This window comes from [Muricauda] lutisoli (nom. illeg.) (assembly GCF_017313105.1).
Lineage (GTDB): Bacteria > Bacteroidota > Bacteroidia > Flavobacteriales > Flavobacteriaceae > Flagellimonas > Flagellimonas lutisoli.
Map to the genome: position 1 here is coordinate 310,314 of NZ_JAFLND010000002.1, position 16,956 is coordinate 327,269.

General features: G+C 41.7%; 20 protein-coding genes. 8 read left to right on the forward strand and 12 right to left on the reverse strand.

All coding sequences use genetic code 11. The features are described 5' to 3' along the window. Positions 1–111 precede the first annotated feature (111 nt). Genes J0X13_RS08690 through J0X13_RS08700 form a run of 3 tightly spaced genes read left to right on the forward strand, consistent with a single transcriptional unit; the run spans position 112 to position 1,916 of the window. Positions 112–675 carry a DNA-3-methyladenine glycosylase I gene (locus J0X13_RS08690; RefSeq protein WP_207071061.1) on the forward strand — a complete coding sequence of 188 codons (564 nt, stop codon included), beginning with the start codon at positions 112–114 and terminating at the stop codon, positions 673–675. Beyond that, a complete protein-coding gene (locus J0X13_RS08695; protein WP_207071062.1) occupies positions 665–1,246 on the forward strand; it encodes a hypothetical protein in 582 nt (193 codons plus the stop codon). The genes J0X13_RS08690 and J0X13_RS08695 overlap by 11 nt, the downstream gene beginning before the upstream one ends. After that, positions 1,233–1,916 (forward strand): DUF2490 domain-containing protein, encoded by a 684-nt coding sequence (locus tag J0X13_RS08700; protein WP_242535684.1) that lies wholly within the window; start codon positions 1,233–1,235, stop codon positions 1,914–1,916. The genes J0X13_RS08695 and J0X13_RS08700 overlap by 14 nt, the downstream gene beginning before the upstream one ends. Here J0X13_RS08700 and aat read toward each other — a convergent pair. Both aat and J0X13_RS08710 read right to left on the reverse strand, forming a co-directional pair. Further along, the gene (aat, locus tag J0X13_RS08705; RefSeq protein WP_242535685.1) at positions 1,887–2,519 is read right to left on the reverse strand and encodes a leucyl/phenylalanyl-tRNA--protein transferase; all 633 of its coding nucleotides are present in this window, start codon (positions 2,517–2,519) and stop codon (positions 1,887–1,889) included. The two genes, J0X13_RS08700 and aat, sit on opposite strands and share 30 nt — an antisense overlap. Before the next feature lie 133 nt (positions 2,520–2,652). Beyond that, positions 2,653–3,033 carry a DUF3127 domain-containing protein gene (locus J0X13_RS08710; protein ID WP_207071065.1) on the reverse strand — a complete coding sequence of 127 codons (381 nt, stop codon included), beginning with the start codon at positions 3,031–3,033 and terminating at the stop codon, positions 2,653–2,655. 123 nt (positions 3,034–3,156) lie between these two features. Between J0X13_RS08710 and J0X13_RS08715 the strand changes: the two genes are divergently transcribed. Together J0X13_RS08715 and J0X13_RS08720 are read left to right on the forward strand one after the other, a co-directional pair. Further along, positions 3,157–4,308: a sensor histidine kinase gene (locus tag J0X13_RS08715; RefSeq protein ID WP_207071066.1), complete on the forward strand. Its 1,152-nt coding sequence runs from the start codon at positions 3,157–3,159 to the stop codon at positions 4,306–4,308. A gap of 3 nt (positions 4,309–4,311) precedes the next feature. Further along, positions 4,312–4,656 carry a hypothetical protein gene (locus J0X13_RS08720; protein ID WP_207071067.1) on the forward strand — a complete coding sequence of 115 codons (345 nt, stop codon included), beginning with the start codon at positions 4,312–4,314 and terminating at the stop codon, positions 4,654–4,656. Here the strand turns inward: J0X13_RS08720 and J0X13_RS08725 are convergent. Then, positions 4,653–5,042: an HIT family protein gene (locus tag J0X13_RS08725; protein ID WP_207071068.1), complete on the reverse strand. Its 390-nt coding sequence runs from the start codon at positions 5,040–5,042 to the stop codon at positions 4,653–4,655. The genes J0X13_RS08720 and J0X13_RS08725 overlap by 4 nt on opposite strands. Positions 5,043–5,110: 68 nt before the next feature. Next, on the reverse strand, positions 5,111–5,587 hold the full coding sequence (gene greA, locus J0X13_RS08730) for a transcription elongation factor GreA (RefSeq protein WP_207028130.1): 477 nt from the start codon (positions 5,585–5,587) through the stop codon (positions 5,111–5,113). A gap of 187 nt (positions 5,588–5,774) precedes the next feature. Between greA and J0X13_RS08735 the strand changes: the two genes are divergently transcribed. Next, a complete protein-coding gene (locus J0X13_RS08735) occupies positions 5,775–6,209 on the forward strand; it encodes a Rieske (2Fe-2S) protein (protein ID WP_207071069.1) in 435 nt (144 codons plus the stop codon). A 9-nt stretch (positions 6,210–6,218) separates the two neighbouring features. After that, complete coding sequence (locus tag J0X13_RS08740) at positions 6,219–7,205, forward strand: aldo/keto reductase (protein WP_207071070.1); 987 nt, start codon at positions 6,219–6,221, stop codon at positions 7,203–7,205. Between the two features lie 4 nt (positions 7,206–7,209). Here J0X13_RS08740 and J0X13_RS08745 read toward each other — a convergent pair whose 3' ends face one another. The 7 genes from J0X13_RS08745 to J0X13_RS08775 all read right to left on the reverse strand — a co-directional run bounded on the left by J0X13_RS08745 (position 7,210) and on the right by J0X13_RS08775 (position 14,889). Beyond that, positions 7,210–8,211, reverse strand: coding sequence for a Gfo/Idh/MocA family protein (locus tag J0X13_RS08745; RefSeq protein WP_207071071.1), 1,002 nt, complete (start codon positions 8,209–8,211; stop codon positions 7,210–7,212). Between the two features lie 100 nt (positions 8,212–8,311). Then, the gene (locus tag J0X13_RS08750) at positions 8,312–10,561 is read right to left on the reverse strand and encodes a TonB-dependent receptor (protein WP_242535686.1); all 2,250 of its coding nucleotides are present in this window, start codon (positions 10,559–10,561) and stop codon (positions 8,312–8,314) included. Positions 10,562–11,268: 707 nt separating this feature from the next. Continuing rightward, the gene (locus tag J0X13_RS08755) at positions 11,269–12,804 is read right to left on the reverse strand and encodes a DUF4301 family protein (protein WP_207071072.1); all 1,536 of its coding nucleotides are present in this window, start codon (positions 12,802–12,804) and stop codon (positions 11,269–11,271) included. After that, a complete protein-coding gene (locus J0X13_RS08760; RefSeq protein WP_207071073.1) occupies positions 12,785–13,366 on the reverse strand; it encodes an AAA family ATPase in 582 nt (193 codons plus the stop codon). The genes J0X13_RS08755 and J0X13_RS08760 overlap by 20 nt, the downstream gene beginning before the upstream one ends. Next, positions 13,327–13,962, reverse strand: a complete 636-nt coding sequence (gene pnuC, locus J0X13_RS08765; RefSeq protein ID WP_207028142.1) for a nicotinamide riboside transporter PnuC — start codon at positions 13,960–13,962, stop codon at positions 13,327–13,329. The genes J0X13_RS08760 and pnuC overlap by 40 nt, the downstream gene beginning before the upstream one ends. Then, positions 13,946–14,206: a YkoF family thiamine/hydroxymethylpyrimidine-binding protein gene (locus J0X13_RS08770; RefSeq protein ID WP_207071074.1), complete on the reverse strand. Its 261-nt coding sequence runs from the start codon at positions 14,204–14,206 to the stop codon at positions 13,946–13,948. The genes pnuC and J0X13_RS08770 overlap by 17 nt, the downstream gene beginning before the upstream one ends. Positions 14,207–14,247: 41 nt before the next feature. Then, positions 14,248–14,889 carry a 4'-phosphopantetheinyl transferase family protein gene (locus tag J0X13_RS08775; RefSeq protein ID WP_207028146.1) on the reverse strand — a complete coding sequence of 214 codons (642 nt, stop codon included), beginning with the start codon at positions 14,887–14,889 and terminating at the stop codon, positions 14,248–14,250. A gap of 73 nt (positions 14,890–14,962) precedes the next feature. Between J0X13_RS08775 and ahcY the strand changes: the two genes are divergently transcribed. Beyond that, entirely contained in the window at positions 14,963–16,279 is a 1,317-nt protein-coding gene (gene ahcY, locus J0X13_RS08780; RefSeq protein WP_207071075.1) for an adenosylhomocysteinase, read from the forward strand. Between the two features lie 70 nt (positions 16,280–16,349). Here the strand turns inward: ahcY and J0X13_RS08785 are convergent, their stop codons facing one another. After that, the gene (locus J0X13_RS08785) at positions 16,350–16,928 is read right to left on the reverse strand and encodes a DUF3332 domain-containing protein (protein WP_207071076.1); all 579 of its coding nucleotides are present in this window, start codon (positions 16,926–16,928) and stop codon (positions 16,350–16,352) included. Positions 16,929–16,956: the final 28 nt, after the last annotated feature.

Here is a 16,956-nt window from a genome sequence, read left to right on the forward strand (position 1 = left end):
TTTTTAAAACAGATTCTCGCGAATATAATAGTATTACTATCAATATTTAATACTTTAACTTTCAATTAACGATTTCTTATTTTACTGTACTTTTGATAAAAACGGACAGCAATGGACAAAGACAGATGTGGTTGGTGTGTTGGCGACAGCCTTTATGAATCCTATCATGACACCGAATGGGGCGTTCCCGTAAAGGACGACGAAACCTTGTTCGAATTCCTGATATTGGAGACCTTTCAGGCAGGTTTGAGTTGGATCACGGTATTAAGAAAACGTGAAAATTTTAGAAGGGCTTTTGACCATTTTAACTACGAAAAGATAGCAAACTACGACCAAAACAAGATTGACACCCTCCTGCAAGACCCTGGAATCATAAGAAATAAATTGAAAGTGAACGCTACGGTTTCCAATGCAAGGGCATTTATGGAGGTTCAAAAAGAATTTGGTAGTTTCAGTAGCTATATTTGGGATTTTGTGGATGACAAACCGATAAAAAATGCGTGGAAAAACTACAAGAATGCCCCTGCGACCACCGAATTATCGGACACCATTAGCAAAGATTTGAAAAAACGTGGATTCAAGTTTGTAGGGAGTACTGTGATTTATGCCCACATGCAGGCCACGGGCATGGTGAACGACCACGAAGTAAACTGTTTTAGATACCATGAAGTTTAAATACATCTTCTTTTTAATGCTTGGAATCGCACAAATAACAATTGCGCAAAACAAGTACGAACAAGAATCCAGAATTGACAAAGATGATTTCCCACGTAATTCCTATCTCTTGATCGAAGATTATTTGGAAGATGCCAAACGTGTTCGATTTTATCAAGAGTCGGACAGTACCAAGAAAAGCTACGAAGCCAAGTTTAAAAAAAGGCGATTGCACTACAGTGTCGAGTTCGACCAAGAAGGAAAACTGGAAGATGTAGAATTCAAAATAAAGGAAAGGGACATCCCGAACGATAGTTGGGAAACCATACAGTTTTATCTAGAAAAAAACCATAAAAAGTACAGGGTAAAGAAAATTCAGCAGCAATACCCTACTCGCAAGGGACAGTCCCTTGAGGAGACCTTGCACAATGCCTTCCAAAACTTGATATTGCCCGAAGTAAATTACGAACTGGTCTTTTCTGCCAAAGAAAGTGATGGTTTTCAGGAATACGAGGCGCTATTTGATTCCGAAGGAGAACTAAAACGAATCCGTAAATCTTTTCCACAAAGCTATGACCATGTCCTCTACTAAATGGTTTTTACTCGTTTCGTTTTTATTGTTTATGAGCTCTGCTCTGAGTCAAGAAAACCTGACAGGATATTGGCAGCCGCAATTTGCCGTGAACTATCAAGTTGCAAGGGGTTATTCCCATAATTTTTCCATAGCCAACCGAAACTACATTTTTGATGCTGAAGAATTAACCTTAAAGGCGAGACAATTGGATATTGCTCATTTTTCCAAATGGAATATCAGGGACAATCAAAGTATCGCTTTGGGCGTTCAATATAGATTCCGAAACAACTTTGAGGACAAAGAGAACGAACTTCGACTTACCCAGCAGTACAATATTACCACTAAGCCGTTTGCCATTCGATTTGGACATAGGATCCGGACCGAGCAACGTATCACAAACGCATTGACCACCCACAGGTTCCGGTACCGATTTGCGCTTGATTTTCCTTTGGTTGGTGAAAAATTGGACCCTGGAGAACCTTATTTTGTAGGGAGCTTCGAAAACCTTTTGAGTGTAACCAAACATAACGCCCCGCAATATGATACGCGTTTAGCGGGACAAGTAGGCTGGCAATTGAATGGCAGTATTAAATTTCAGGTGGGTGTGGAGTACCGAATGGAAGACTTTAGCTCGAGTATGCCACAGAACATTTTCCTTTTACTTACGAACGCCCAATTGGCCTTGTAGAATTTTCACAAATTCCTTTCTGGGAATCAGCTCGGCGCCCAAGCTTTCCAAATGATCGGTATGTACTTGACAATCTATAAGCTGATAACCTTTTTCCGCGAGCTCCTTTGCCATTTGTATAAACGCAAATTTTGAGGCATTGGCCCGTAAACTGAACATACTCTCCCCACAAAACACATGGCCAAGGTCTACCCCATACAAACCACCGACCAAATCCCCTTCTTCCCAAACCTCATAGGATTTGGCATACCCTTTTTTATAGAGGTTCATGTAGGCGGTCTTCATTTCGGGAGTGATCCAGGTACCGTCTTGGCCTTTGCGCTCAATTTGGGCACAATAGTCCATCACCTGCTCAAAACAGGTGTTTTGGGTAAGGGTAAAAGAGCCATCACGTATTACCTTACGCATGCTTTTGGACACTTTTACCTTTTGTGGAAAAAGCACCATTCGGGGATCGGGGGTCCACCACAAAATCAAGGAATCGTCATTGAACCATGGGAAAATTCCATTTTTATATGCCAACAACAATCGTTCTGGGGATAGATCGCCACCAACGGCAAGCAGTCCATCTTCACTAGCGTTTTCAACCGGAGGAAACTCCAACCTCTTGTTTAAGAAATGTAAGGGCGTATTTTCCAAGCGCAATTTTTTCTAAAAATACAAATCGGCCCAAAAACAAGAAAATCTGGACCCAAGGTCCAGATTTTCCAGTTGATTTTATTGAACAGCTTTTCGTTTAGAACGGTAAATCATCGTGGTCTTCCTCGTTGAGGTCATCCGCAGGTTCAAAAGCCTCCATCGGTGGAACAGGGGGCATATTGTCCGAACCAGGCTGTTCAGGCTGAAGGTTTTCGATTCTCCATCCCTGGATCGAGTTAAAATATTTCGTTTCTCCTTGAGGGTTAACCCACTCTCTTCCTCTCAGGTTGATGCTGACCTTCACCATTTGCCCAACGCTGTAGTTGTTAAGCAAATCGCATTTGTCCTGCACAAATTCGACCAATATATGTTGTGGATATTGCTCTTCAGTCGTCACGACCATCTCCCTTTTTCTGAAACCATTGTTGCCATACGTTTTGGTCTCATCTATCAATTTGATTCTTCCCTGAACTTCCATGCAATGTTAATTTTTGTTGAAAATTCAAAAGTACATAAAATGAATTCCATGGACAGGCGTTATTTCAACTAACTATCAACATGTTTTCCAATTACCTATCTTTAAAACAGAATTCGACCACCAATGAACTTTAGCACCAAACGGAAAACCTCCAATATCATCCTACTGATATCCGCATTCATCATTGTGAGTCTTATTTTATGGAACACCAATAGTTTTTTTAAAAAATTTAAGGAAGAGGAGCGTTTAAAAATGGAAATATGGGCCACCGCCCAATTGGAGCTCATCCAATCCTCCGTAGATCAAGAACTGGGCAACCTCACCCTAAAAGTGCTTGGAAACAACACCTCTACGCCAATGATCTTGGTGAATGAAGAGGGGTCATATAAAACGCACAACATCCCAGAAGACAAGGTTGCGGATAGTGCTTACATCCAAAAAAAGATAGCTCAATTCAAAAGTGAGAACCAGCCCATAGAAATTATCCAGGAAGATGAATTACTGGAAACACTTTACTACGGCAACTCCGAGGTTTTGAATAAATTAAAGTATTACCCCTTGGCATTGTTGCTGATCATTTTCCTGTTTGGAGCGGTAATCTTCTTTTTCTTCCGGACCAACAAAGCATCGGAACAGAACAAGCTTTGGGCGGGCATGGCCAAGGAAACGGCACATCAAATAGGTACACCTCTTACCTCGCTCCTGGGTTGGAACGAATTATTGAAGTCAGAGGATATCAATCCAGAGGTAACCCAAGAAATTGCAAAGGACATTGACCGATTGGAGACCATCACCGAACGTTTTTCCAAGATTGGTTCCGTGCCCGAATTACGGGAACATGATATTGTTTCCGAAACCAAAAAAGCCTATGATTACCTAAAGCAACGTAGCTCCAAATTGGTACATTTTTCTTTCAGCTCCAATGTGGATGAAGCCAAAGTGCTCATGAATCCACCCTTGTACAACTGGAGCATCGAAAACTTGGTGAAAAACGGCATCGATGCCATGAAGGGCAAGGGAAATATTGCCATCCAAATTGAAAAGAAGGGGCAAAACATCCATATTTTGGTATCGGATACCGGTCATGGCATACCAAAAAGCGATTTCCAGACCATTTTTAATCCAGGGGTGACTTCCAAACAAAGAGGCTGGGGATTAGGCCTTTCATTGGTAAAAAGAATCGTGGAAGAATACCATAAAGGAAAAATTAAAGTATTTTCGTCAAGTAAAGAAGGAACTATCATGCAAATTTCCCTACGCGCACTAGAAAATTAAATTATGGCCAAGGAAAAACAACTTGTAATCCAAGAAGCTGATATTACCAACAACTGCCCCAAATGTTTTAATCAGGAACTTAAGATTACGTTCTATCAAAAACACACTTTTAACGCACTTTACCACAGGACAACCGGTGTTGTTACCAACGAGATAAAATGTAAAAAATGTGACTCGGTAATTTATCCCGTGGATTGGACTCCCGATATTGAGCGCGTTTATGAATACTACAACAAACTGGTCAAACCGGACAGGCCTGCCGTTCGGTTCACCATGCTATTCTTTATTATTTTAATTTTAATGTTGTGCTTGGCAGCAGCGGGAGTATACTTTTATCTAGAAAGTTAAAGGTTGGATTTTATGGCTTCGGCAACTTTTTCAAACTCTTCTGGCGTTAGGCTTTCCTTTTGCTGAAAAGTAGCGTTCGCCATAGTGTTCAATGGAATAAGATGCACATGCACATGCGGCACTTCGAGTCCGATTACCGACATTCCCACACGTTTGCAAGGAACAGCTTTTTCGATGGCAAGACCAACCTTTCTGGAAAACGCCATCAATTTCATATAGGATTCCTCATCAAGGTCCATGATCTTGTCCACTTCTTTCTTCGGCACGCACAAGGTATGGCCTTTGGAGTTAGGGTTGATGTCCAAAAATGCATAGTTGTCATCATCCTCCGCGATTTTATAGGAGGGTATTTCCCCATTTATGATCTTTGTGAAGATACTGGCCATTTTGATTCGGTTTTAAAATAAAAAATCCCGTTGTTCAACGGGATTAAATATAACCAATTTAGCTGCTATTACTCTCGGGTAATCTCTAAAATTTCAAATTTAAGGGTACCGTTCGGGACCTTGATCTCTGCCACGTCACCCACCTTTTTGCCCAACAATCCTTTTCCTATCGGGGATGTCACGGAAATCTTGCCTGTCTTCAGGTCCGCTTCGCTTTCCGCCACCAAGGTGTACTTCATTTCCATTCCGTTGGCCTGGTTTTTAAGTTTTACGGTGGAAAGCACCAATATTTTTGATGTGTCCAGTTGCGATTCATCTATCAAACGGGCATTGGCCAAGGTTTCTTCCATTTTGGAAATCTTCATTTCCAAAAGGCCTTGGGCTTCTTTGGCAGCATCATATTCTGCGTTCTCGGAAAGATCGCCTTTATCCCTTGCTTCGGCAATGGCCTGAGATGCTTTAGGACGTTCCACATCTTTTAAGTGGTTCAATTCGTCCCTCAACTTCTTCAATCCTTCAGGTGTATAGTATGAAACTTTGCTCATATCGTTGATTTTTAATGCAAAGAGGCACTGAAGAAAATCAAAAAAATTTCCCCAATGAACTCTTCTCTACAAATACAAAAAATCCTCAACGATACCTATGACCTGCATGGTATTTTTGCGAGGATTTAACGCAAATATAGGCAAATTTTCATCAACTTTGTTCATGAATCATTTTCAAACATTGACCATGAAGCACTTCTGGGCCATTGTAATTCTGGCACTTATTTTATCCTGCAGCTCGGATACTTCCAACCGAAATCCGTATTTACAGGAAGTACGATTTCGATTTGAATTGAACCTTAACCTCCCATTGTACAATAACCTACAAAATATTGGAAATCCTGTTTATGTGGGCAACAATGGAGTAGGCACAAGAGGTGCTTTTGTTATAAATGCAGGGTCCAGTTTTATGGCATGGGAAGCCAGTTGCCCCAATCATGTTCCCAATGAATGTTCCACCATGACAATTGATGGGCAGAATGCAGTTTGTAGCTGTGAGGGTTATACCTATAATCTATTTACGGGGCAACAATTGGACAGGCCCGATGATGGAAACCGATATTACGATCTTCTATTCTACAGGGCCACACAAAGCGGTAATGTTGTAATTATATCCAATTAATATTTTTTAATGAAGTATAGAAAACTCGGAAGAACGGGAATAAAAGTATCGGAAATCTCATTGGGCACTTGGCAAGTTGGTGGAAAATGGGGTTCCGGTTTTGACGATGGTCTTGCAGAACATATTATCAATGAGGCTATAGATGAGGGTGTAAACTTTATAGATACCGCCGATGTTTACGAAGCTGGAGCAAGTGAAGCAGCTGTAGGCCGAGTAGTAAAATCCAGATCGGAAGAGGTTTTTGTGGCTACGAAATGTGGCAGACAGATCAGTCCACATGTGAATGAAGGGTATACGGTGGAAGTACTGCGAAAATATGTGGAGGACAGCTTAAAAAATACTGGGTTGGATTGTTTGGATTTGATTCAATTGCACTGCCCACCTACCGAAGTTTATTACAGACCCGAAATTTTTGAATTGTTTGACCGATTAAAAGATGAAGGCAAAATAAAGAACCTCGGGGTGAGCGTGGAAAAAGTGGAAGAAGGCTTAAAGGCAATCGAATATCCGAATGTGAACACGGTTCAAATTATATTCAACATGTTTAGGCAACGCCCTTCGGAACTGTTTTTTGAACAGGTACAGAAAAAAGATATTGGTGTAATTGTGCGAGTACCACTGGCCAGTGGATTGCTTACCGGAAAATTTACAAAAGACTCCACTTTTGAAAAAGACGATCATAGATTCTTTAACAGGGAAGGTGCAGCTTTTGATAAGGGCGAGACCTTTAGCGGCGTTCCTTTTGATATAGGTCTGCAAGCCGTGGATGAACTTAAAAAAGTGTTCCCAAACAGAGAAAACCTTGCACCAATAGCGCTTCGTTGGATATTGGATTTCCCAGAAGTCAGTTGCATTATTCCAGGAGCATCCAAAGTAATACATCTAAAAAGTAATCTTGAAGCTGTGGAATTACCATCGCTTACCGAAGAAGAAAAAGCGGCTGTAAAGCAAATTTATGACAAGCATATAAAAAAGCACGTGCACCAACTTTGGTAAAAGATCATAGCGACCCCAAAATTTTATCCATTACCCAACTGGTATGTAGCCCTTTTTTTCCTGTGGATGGATGTTCCCCATTTCCCATTAAGTGGTTTTTGATATTCTCCACATGAAACTCCTGAATATGCTCGGGATGTGGAATTTCAAGCACTTGATGTCCAGATGCACTTTCAAGTTCAATTGGGGCCTCGTCCAAAACCGCAAATCGGATGCTACCCTCGGAACCGAATATCTCAACCTTGTCCGTTCGATGAAAGGTGCCAAAATTCCAATTTCCTGTTCCCGTAGCACCTCCGTTGTGTATCCAATTGGCCGAAACTGAATCAAAAGCAGAATATAGCCCCAGTTGGTTGGCCGCAAAACCTTTCGCCTCAACTATATCGCCTAAAAGAAAGTTGAACAGGTCCAATCCATGACTGGCCAAATCATCAAAATAACCCCCTTTGGCAATGGCTGCATCGGTGCGCCAATTGTATTGTTTGCTCAAATCGATTTCGTTTGGGGCCTTGGTCTTTTGCCAATGTATATGCCTAACCTCGCCTATCCGACCATTATCCAGCCATTGTTTTATTTGCAAAAAGCGGGGCAAAGAACGGCGGTAGTATGCGATAAACAACGGAATTCCCTTTGCTTCAAATGCTTCGAAAATGGCCAAACTGTCAGCATAATTGGGCGCCATTGGCTTTTCCACACAGCAAGGCTTTCCTGCTGCCGCAACCTTTAGTGCATAGAGCTTATGGGTGTCCGGAGGTGTAGCTAGGTAAACGGCATCGATATTGGGGTTGTTGATTACTTCATCAGCATTGGTCACCCATTCTTGTATATGGTGCCTTTTGGCATAATCCTCGGCCTTTTCGGAGTTGCGTCTCATTACCATATCCACACGGAACCCAGAAGTGTTCTTGTATGCGGGCACGCTCTTTTTTTCAGCTACGCTGCCACAACCGATCACACCCCACCGGAGGGGTAGCTCTTCAGAAAAATGAAAACGGGATTCTGCCATTGCGTTAAATGTACAGAATCCCGTTAAAAGTTATAGGACTTAAAACACGGTTCCCTATGCAAAACCCTTCTGGATTTTCCTCGAACTGATGCTTTTCCCTTTAAAAATTAATTGTTGCTCCTAACAAGAAGTTGATTCCTGCTTGAGGATAATATCCAGTACCTTCAATAGTTGTGATGGTTCCAGGATTGGAGTAGTCATCATCAAAAGTGTAGAAATATCCGTTGGAAACAATGTCGGCGTCAAAAATGTTGTTCACCAAACCAGATAGTACAATACTTTTTACAAATGAATTGGTGTTGATGGTATACTGCACATTGAAATCCGTTTGTGTGTAACTGTCCAAAACGGAAGTCTCGGAATCGATGTTGCCCATATATTGCTTGCCAACAAACTTTGACAACAATGAGACTTGAAAGTTCTCCTTGGGCATATAAGAAATAACATTGCCAGCAATTAGTTGCGGTGAATAAGCAATATGTGTATTCCCCAAATTTTGAAGTTCTCCATCACGCTCAAAAAAGAAATCAATGTTTCTGTTATCACTCAAGGCAATGTTAGGCCTCCATTGGAACGAATTGGATATGTTCAAATTAGCCTCGATTTCGAGACCCAAGCGATAACTGTCGCCCACATTGGACCTTAACGGAGCACCAACATCGTTTAATTCCCCTGTCAGCACCAATTGATCTTTATAACGCATGTAGTACACGTTGGTGTTCAATTGAAAACTTGGTGAAACATATCTCCAACCCAGCTCAAAATCGTTGAGTTTTTCCGGTTTTGGACTTCCACTCTCATAATCGTTGCGATTAGGCTCGCGATTGGCCCTTGCATAAGAGAAATAGAAATTGTTGTTACGGTTCAAATCAAAGGTGATTCCGGCCTTTGGATTAAAAAAGTTGAACGAATCATCTACCAATCCTGTATCATCACCATTGGCCTGGTAAGTAACCCCACGATATTGGACATCCCCGAACAAAGACCATTGATCTGTTAACTTAAAGTTGGCCTTGGTATACACGTTGAAATCCGTTTTGGTGGAAGTATCATCGTAATACCTGTCCCTGATTTCGCTATTGCCGGCATACTCGGCCCAAATAATTTCACCAAAATGATCTCCCTTATACTCGTTATAACCGCCTCCCAAAATCAGTTCCAGATTGTCACTGTTGTAGGTTGCTGAAAAAATGGTTCCGTAAAAATCATTGTCCAACCATCGGCGACGTATCAAATCTGTGGTTTCCACCAACTCACCGTTTACCGTAATCGGTTCCAAACCATAGGTGGCAAAATCATCGTCCTCCCTATATTGCTCAAAAAAGCCTCTACCTCGGGTGTAGTGCACCGCCAAATGGGTGTCCCAAGCAGGGTTCCAAGTTTCGTACCAATGCAGTTGAAAATGGTCTTGCTTGTAGTTGTCTACTTCATTGTCGTAAAATTGTGTATTACCGTTATCATCGGTGTACGCCCCTGCCGAATTATAGGTACGATCGTTTTCCAACTGATCTGCTGTTATACCGTTCCACGCTTGATAGGTGATCTCGTGCCCTCCAAAAAGCAAAGCTTTAACCAAAGTGTTGTCATCATTATAAACACCTTGAAGAAAATAGCCGTCCAATTCTGAAGATGCCCTGTCCACATAACCATCGGAAGTTACCCGCGACAATCGCCCGGAAAACTCAAAGTGGTCGTTCAACAAACCTGTACTGAACTTTATATTGTTCCGTAACGTATTAAAACTGCCCACAGAAGACGAAATTGTGGCATAAGCCTCTTCTGAAAAGGCATCCGTTAGCATGTTTAAGCTTGCCCCGAAGGCTCCTGCCCCATTTGTGGAAGTCCCTACACCACGCTGTAACTGCAAACTTTGTGTAGAGGAGGCAAAATCGGGCATGTTCACCCAAAAGGTTCCCTGCGATTCGGCATCGTTGTAAGGCACACCATTGATGGTCACATTTACCCTTGTGGCATCGCTTCCACGAACCCTAATACTTGTGTAGCCCACTCCTGCACCGGCATCGGAAGTAGTCACTACAGCTGGCATAAAGTTCATCAAGATAGGTATGTCCTGACCTAGGTTCCGTGGTGCCAGCTCTACCTTGTCCAAATCGGAAAAAGTGATCGGAAAATCCTTGGTTACCCTAACGGCTTGTACCAATACTTCATCAAGTACCACTTTTTGGCCTTCAAGACTGTCAATGGGTTCTTCTTGTGCGCTGGCAGTCAATGCCACGCCAATAAAGGCCATTGTTGTGCATAAGTTTTTAATGTAATTACGATGGTTGTTTTGCGTCGGTCGCAATGAGCCCGAAAAGGCTCTTTTTTGAATAATTGAATAGAGTTTCATCCGTAAAAAGGTTACGAATAAAAGGGGTCATTATTCTTTGTTAGTAATTGATTGTTGTTTCTAAAAGAAACATAGAAATTCCAAGATGCGGCTTGCGCATTCCCTTGGCAGCATTACCCGCCCAGGTTCATTGGGTATAATCTCAGCCTTTTTGGTAAAAAGCACCCCTTTGAGATGCGACAAATGTAAGGTGCGCTAATTGATTTTCATAAAAAAATCAGCTAAAAAAAGAGAGGCTGCCAAAGCAGCCTCTCATTATTGCCAATAAATGGTCACAAGGAAAAAAGACCATGGTACAGATTGGCAGAAATGGATAATACGTGGTTAGTGTTTACATAGCATTATCCTGATTTTTTATATTCTTGTTCCTGTTTCTGTTTCTGTTTCTGTTTCTCAAGTATGATATTAAAATATAAAGTGCCAACACCAGCGATAACAGATTGAAAAACAGGACTATTTTATAAAACATATTTATGCTGTTGCCTATAGTTTTCGGACCTTACGAAAAGAAAGCCGTACAAAATGCACGGCCTCTTACCAAATCAACCAACCTAGTTGAGACAACCCGCAAGGATCATCAAAATTTAATCATGTCATCGAAAACAATTTCGAATATACTTGTAAGACACACTTTTTATTAACAGGTCACATTTGGCAATAAAAAAACCCACTTATGAAAGTGGGTTCAATTTATTGTTTCTTGGTTTTTAAGCTTGATGCGTTGGTTTTAAAAGGTCGTTAACCGTTTTTACCGGGTTAAAGGTGACCAAGGGCACTTCCACAAAAATGGTATTCCAAAAAGCCATGGCACCGTTCCACAAACCTGGTAGCTCCAATGCTTTCAGTTCCTTTCCTTCTTTGGTTTTCCCGGTGATGAAACCTTGCTTTGGATCTACATAATCCAAAAGATTGAACTTTTCCCCTTTGTGGTTTCGAACGCCACATACCAAGTCTACTGGATTGAAATGTGTCGCATTTTGCATAATTGCAGCTTGTTCCTTATCATCCATATCAATCTGGGCGGACTCAATTATTTGAAGGGAAATGTTGCCATCGGCATCTTTGATCCAAAAAGGACCTCCTCCAGGCTCTCCTTCGTTCTTTACCATTCCACAAATGCGAATCGGCCGATCAATGCTGTCCTTCAAAACCGATTTTTGCTCATCTACACTTAAACCATCATAATTATTGGGCATGCGCACATTGAGGTCTTTTTCTAAAAATGCCTTTATCTCATCAGCCTTTTCTATAGACACATCGCCCTCTAAAAGCTTGGCATATGCAAAGGCTTTATCCTGGACTTTTTTAAGAACGCCCGCCAACATTTTTTTACTGTTGGACACGGTCTCCAAATTTTTATCGATCACCACATTGTCTATATTCTTGATGAAGATGATATCAGCATCCTGATCGTTCAGGTTTTCAATCAGTGCCCCATGTCCCCCGGGACGGAACAAAATGGAACCATCGCTGTTTTTGAAGGGCTTGTTGTCCATATCCACCGCAATGGTATCGGTGGAAGGTTTTTGATTGGAGTAAGATATGTCGAACTTGGTATCTGTTTTCTTCGATACTTTTGGACCTACCAATGCTTCTTCTTTGGCAAACATCTCATCGTGCTGTTCCGATACGGTAAAATGAAGATTGGCTTTACCCTTTGTTTTGGCATAGAGAGCTGCTTCTTTTAAATGTTCCTCGAACGGGGTTGCCGTACCTGTATCATATTTATGGAATGGCAAAAGGCCTTTGGGATAAAATCCGTAGTTAAGACCGCTCTCCATCAACATTTCCTTTACAAAAAGATAGGCTTCTTCATCCTTGCTGGAGGCTTTGCCCTCTATTCTGGACATGATCAAATCATAAAAGGGAAAATCGGAAAGATTTTCAGTAAACTTTTTCGCATCGGTATCACCCGTGCGTTCTAGGTATTCGGATAGTTTTTCTTTTGATGGGTCATAGCTGTCCAGGAAATTGAACATCGCCTTGAACATCCTGGATGCCGCTCCTGAAGCGGGTACAAACTTTAATAAATCAAGGTTTCCCCTGTGGTCTTCAAAATATTGGAGAAGATCCAGCTGCTCCTTTTCCGAGAACCGAAGTATCCCGTTGCCAACCACTGCGGCCTGCGAGAGGGTCACAAAAGGGATACCTTCTTTGAATGTTTGTATTTGATTTTCTACTTTTTCTTTTGAAATTCCTTTGGAATCCAGTTGTTCCAAGTCTTTAGGACTTAATTCGATCATGTTTTTGGAGAAGTTTATCTATGTGTTCTATTGCTGTGGAAAGCCTTGACGCTTTATCCCCCCTTAAATTAATGAATTTCCTGTTATTTTTCTCCAATGCATCCTTGAAATGCGCAAACATTCGTTCTCTTTCGTCCGGTTTGTCGCGTAAATCGTCCGCGACCCAAGGCGTATCAATGTACGTTAAGAAGTATAGGTCGTAGGTGTTTTGTAGGGCATATTTTTCTATAAGCGGATCACAGGTACTGTCATAATATGCTTCGGAGTACACCTTGGTCTCCAAAAGATCGGTATCACAGATAAGCACTTTATTGGCTTTTTTTGCCAATTGGTTCTCCAACCGCATTTGTCCATAAGCAATGGGCAACAAATCGTGTGGCTCGCAGGTTTTTTGCTCCCTATCCCATTTATCCTGAAGATATTCACGGGCATATTCGGGCACCCATTCGGTCCGGTAATGTTCCGCCAATTGTTTGGACAATGTTGTCTTGCCCGTTGATTCCGGTCCAAAAAGGACGACTTTTATGAGGTTTGTGGGCTGTTGGCCAAGTTTTTCTTCCATGCTAGATATCCCTGTATAGCTAGAACAGTAAAAATGAGGTATTGTAAAGAGAACATTCCCCATCCCCTATAGGCATACAAAGGTACGGTTATTAAATCACCCAAAATCCAAAGCGTCCAGTTTTCCAATTTTTTATTGGCCATATACCACATCGCGGTAAAGAAAACGCCCGAGGTAAAAATATCCACATAATTGGTAGGACCGATTTCTGCACCAAATGCTTTGTACACTCCGTAGGTAACCAACATCGTAAGCAGAAAAAAGCCCAAGCCCACCCATTTTTCCTTGGTACTGGTTCTCGAAACATGGACTATATGCTCCCTATTGTCTTTTCTTCTAGCCCAATTCCACCATCCGTAAATACTCATGATGGAATAGTAGAAGTTCATCATCATATCGCCGTAAAGGCGGTCTACAAGAAATATATAGGTGGTTATCACCGTAGCGACCAAACCTGTTGGATATACTAAAATATCTTCCCTTTTGGCGTAGACCACACTGGCTATCCCGAAGAAAAAAGCCGTGGCCTCAAGAATGATCAGGGATAGTTCCCGGTCTTCGTAGGGACCGAGGAAAAAATCAAAAATGGGGTTCATATTCGCTTCGGTCGGATTTTACCACTTTCATGGTGAGTACCACATGGTCCAAATTCTCAAAACTTTCTTTGATCTCGGAATTGAGCAATTCCATCACCTTATCATAATCACCAAAAACCTGCGTGCTCAAGGGGTTTTCCAAAATGGCAAGTCCAGAATCGCGCAACTTTTTGATAAAGTCAATGATTGGCGCTTCAAAATCGTCCTGAAGGGGAGACAAAGTAAGTTCAACGGATATTTTCATGGTCAGTTATAATTTCAGGGTAAAACTACGAAAAGGAATCATCATCCTCCCATCATTTTTAAGGCATACACACAAGTAAATCCTTCAAACTCCATGAATTGAACTTCGTAATGCGATTTTTTTCCTTGATACATGATTTCTGCCACTGTTCGCGTATCCTCGAAAGAGAAATCGATAACATTGATATGCCTTAGAAAACTCAACCCTCGTTGTGCATAAATCTTGTACAGGGACTCCTTGGCTCCCCAAACAATGGTCAATTTTCGCATCAAGGCCTCGGTATTGGCCAGGGTTTTGTATTCTTGAATCGGCGTAAATTTGTGGGCGATCCTAAGAATTTTATCTCGCTGCATCTCAATATCGATGCCTACCTCATCGGTTTCGCTTATAATTATGCCCGTAAAGTTGTGCGAATGTGTAATGGAAATATATTTCCCATCTTTAAGGTGCGGTTTTCCAAAGTCATCATAATACAGGTCGTGATCTACATAACCCGCCTCCGCCATAAGATGACGGATACTTAAAAAAGCCCTTCGGTGTGCTTCCGATTTCATCCCGTCCATACGGTTTTGGCAGTGCTCCGTAAGCTCCACATCCTTAGCAAGTTCAATCTCTGGCTCAGTCACCTTCCAGATATAAACGGAAGTGGTCGGGGAAACTGTTATTGTTTTGTAAACGGGCATCAACAAAAGTTAAGTGAATTCGTATCTTTGTGCACTGTTTAAGCGAAGCTACAAAAGTAAATTTATAAAAAGTATGAGCACAAAGACAATTCCGTATGTTCCTTACAAGGTTAAGGATATCTCACTTGCAGATTGGGGAAGGAAAGAAATTGAGCTTGCCGAGGCTGAAATGCCAGGGCTTATGGCCTTACGTGAAGAATACGGTAGCCAACAACCTTTAAAAGGTGCCAGGATTGCCGGTTGTCTTCACATGACCATTCAAACTGCAGTCTTGATCGAGACGTTGGTAGCCCTTGGAGCCGAAGTAACTTGGAGCTCCTGTAATATCTTTTCCACTCAAGACCATGCCGCAGCCGCAATCGCAGCAGCTGGTATCCCAGTCTACGCATGGAAAGGCATGAACGAGGAGGAATTTGATTGGTGTATTGAGCAAACCTTGTTCTTTGGAGAGGACAGAAAGCCATTGAACATGATCTTGGACGATGGAGGTGACCTTACCAATATGGTTTTGGACCAGTACCCAGAATTGGCAACGGGCATTAAAGGACTTTCCGAGGAAACCACTACGGGAGTACACCGCTTGTACGAAAGAATGAAGAAAGGAACATTGCCCATGCCGGCCATTAACGTGAACGATTCCGTGACCAAATCCAAGTTTGACAACAAATATGGATGTCGTGAAAGTGCCGTGGATGCCATTCGAAGGGCAACCGACACTATGTTGGCAGGTAAGCGTGTGGTGGTTGCAGGTTATGGGGATGTTGGAAAAGGTACCGCAGCATCATTCCGTGGAGCAGGGGCCATTGTTACCGTTACGGAAATTGATCCTATTTGTGCCCTACAAGCCTGTATGGACGGTTTTGAAGTTAAAAAGCTGGAAACCGTGATATCCAATGCGGATATCGTAATCACTTCAACAGGGAATAAGGACATTATCCGTGAAGAACATTTCCGAGCCTTGAAGGACAAAGCCATTGTTTGTAACATCGGTCATTTTGATAATGAAATAGATATGGCTTGGTTGAACGGGAATTATGGCGACACCAAAGACGAAATTAAGCCACAAGTTGATAAATATACCATTGATGGCAAAGACGTAGTGATCTTGGCAGAAGGTAGATTGGTAAACCTTGGTTGTGCTACAGGACACCCAAGTTTTGTAATGAGCAACTCCTTCACCAACCAGACCTTGGCCCAAATAGAGCTTTGGAACCACAACGAAAAATATGCCAATGAGGTGTATATGTTGCCCAAACATTTGGATGAAAAAGTAGCCAAATTGCACTTGTCGCGTTTAGGTGCGGAGTTGACCGAACTTAAGCAAGAGCAAGCAGACTATATCGGTGTTAATGTAGAAGGTCCCTTTAAACCTGAATACTATCGATACTAAGCACAAAGGCTTTATAAAACAAAAAACCCATGGTCAAAACCATGGGTTTTTTTATTGGACATTAGTTGTATTAGTCGGCCAATAAGGTCTCGCCATAGAAGCAAGTCTTGCTTTCTTCCAACAAAGCCAATCCTTCTTCCCTTGTACTCATTGGGTCTATTTTTACTTCTTCACCGTTTGGCATGTAAACAATGTAGAACCCTTCTTCAAAAGAGGATAGCTTTATAATTTCTCCATTAGGGCGAACTGCATTCCAGGATTTTTCATCTGGTTTGTATACCAAATCAATCTTCTTACCTTTTTTAGGTCCTTCTACTACAGTTACCTGCATTCTGTTCTTGGTAGCAATCATCTCAAAAGTATTGCCATCATGTTCCACCATTTGCGTTTCAGACTCACCATCCTTCATGGCAATTGGGTTAGATCCAGACCAGAACTCAATTACGTTGAAGATAATGGTGTCTCCCAAGAAAAATAATCCATAAACAGGAACAATGTTAAGCCCCCAAAAAATAAGGTTGTCCAAAAATCTGCTATTCGTAAGCCCTTGGTTCCAATCCTTCAAGCTATTGAACGCGCTAAAAGATCCCAAACAGCTTGAAAACAGGATAGAACAAGCCAACAACGAAGAAATAATGATTTTTTTCATGATAAAAGATTTATAGTTAGTGTTTTTA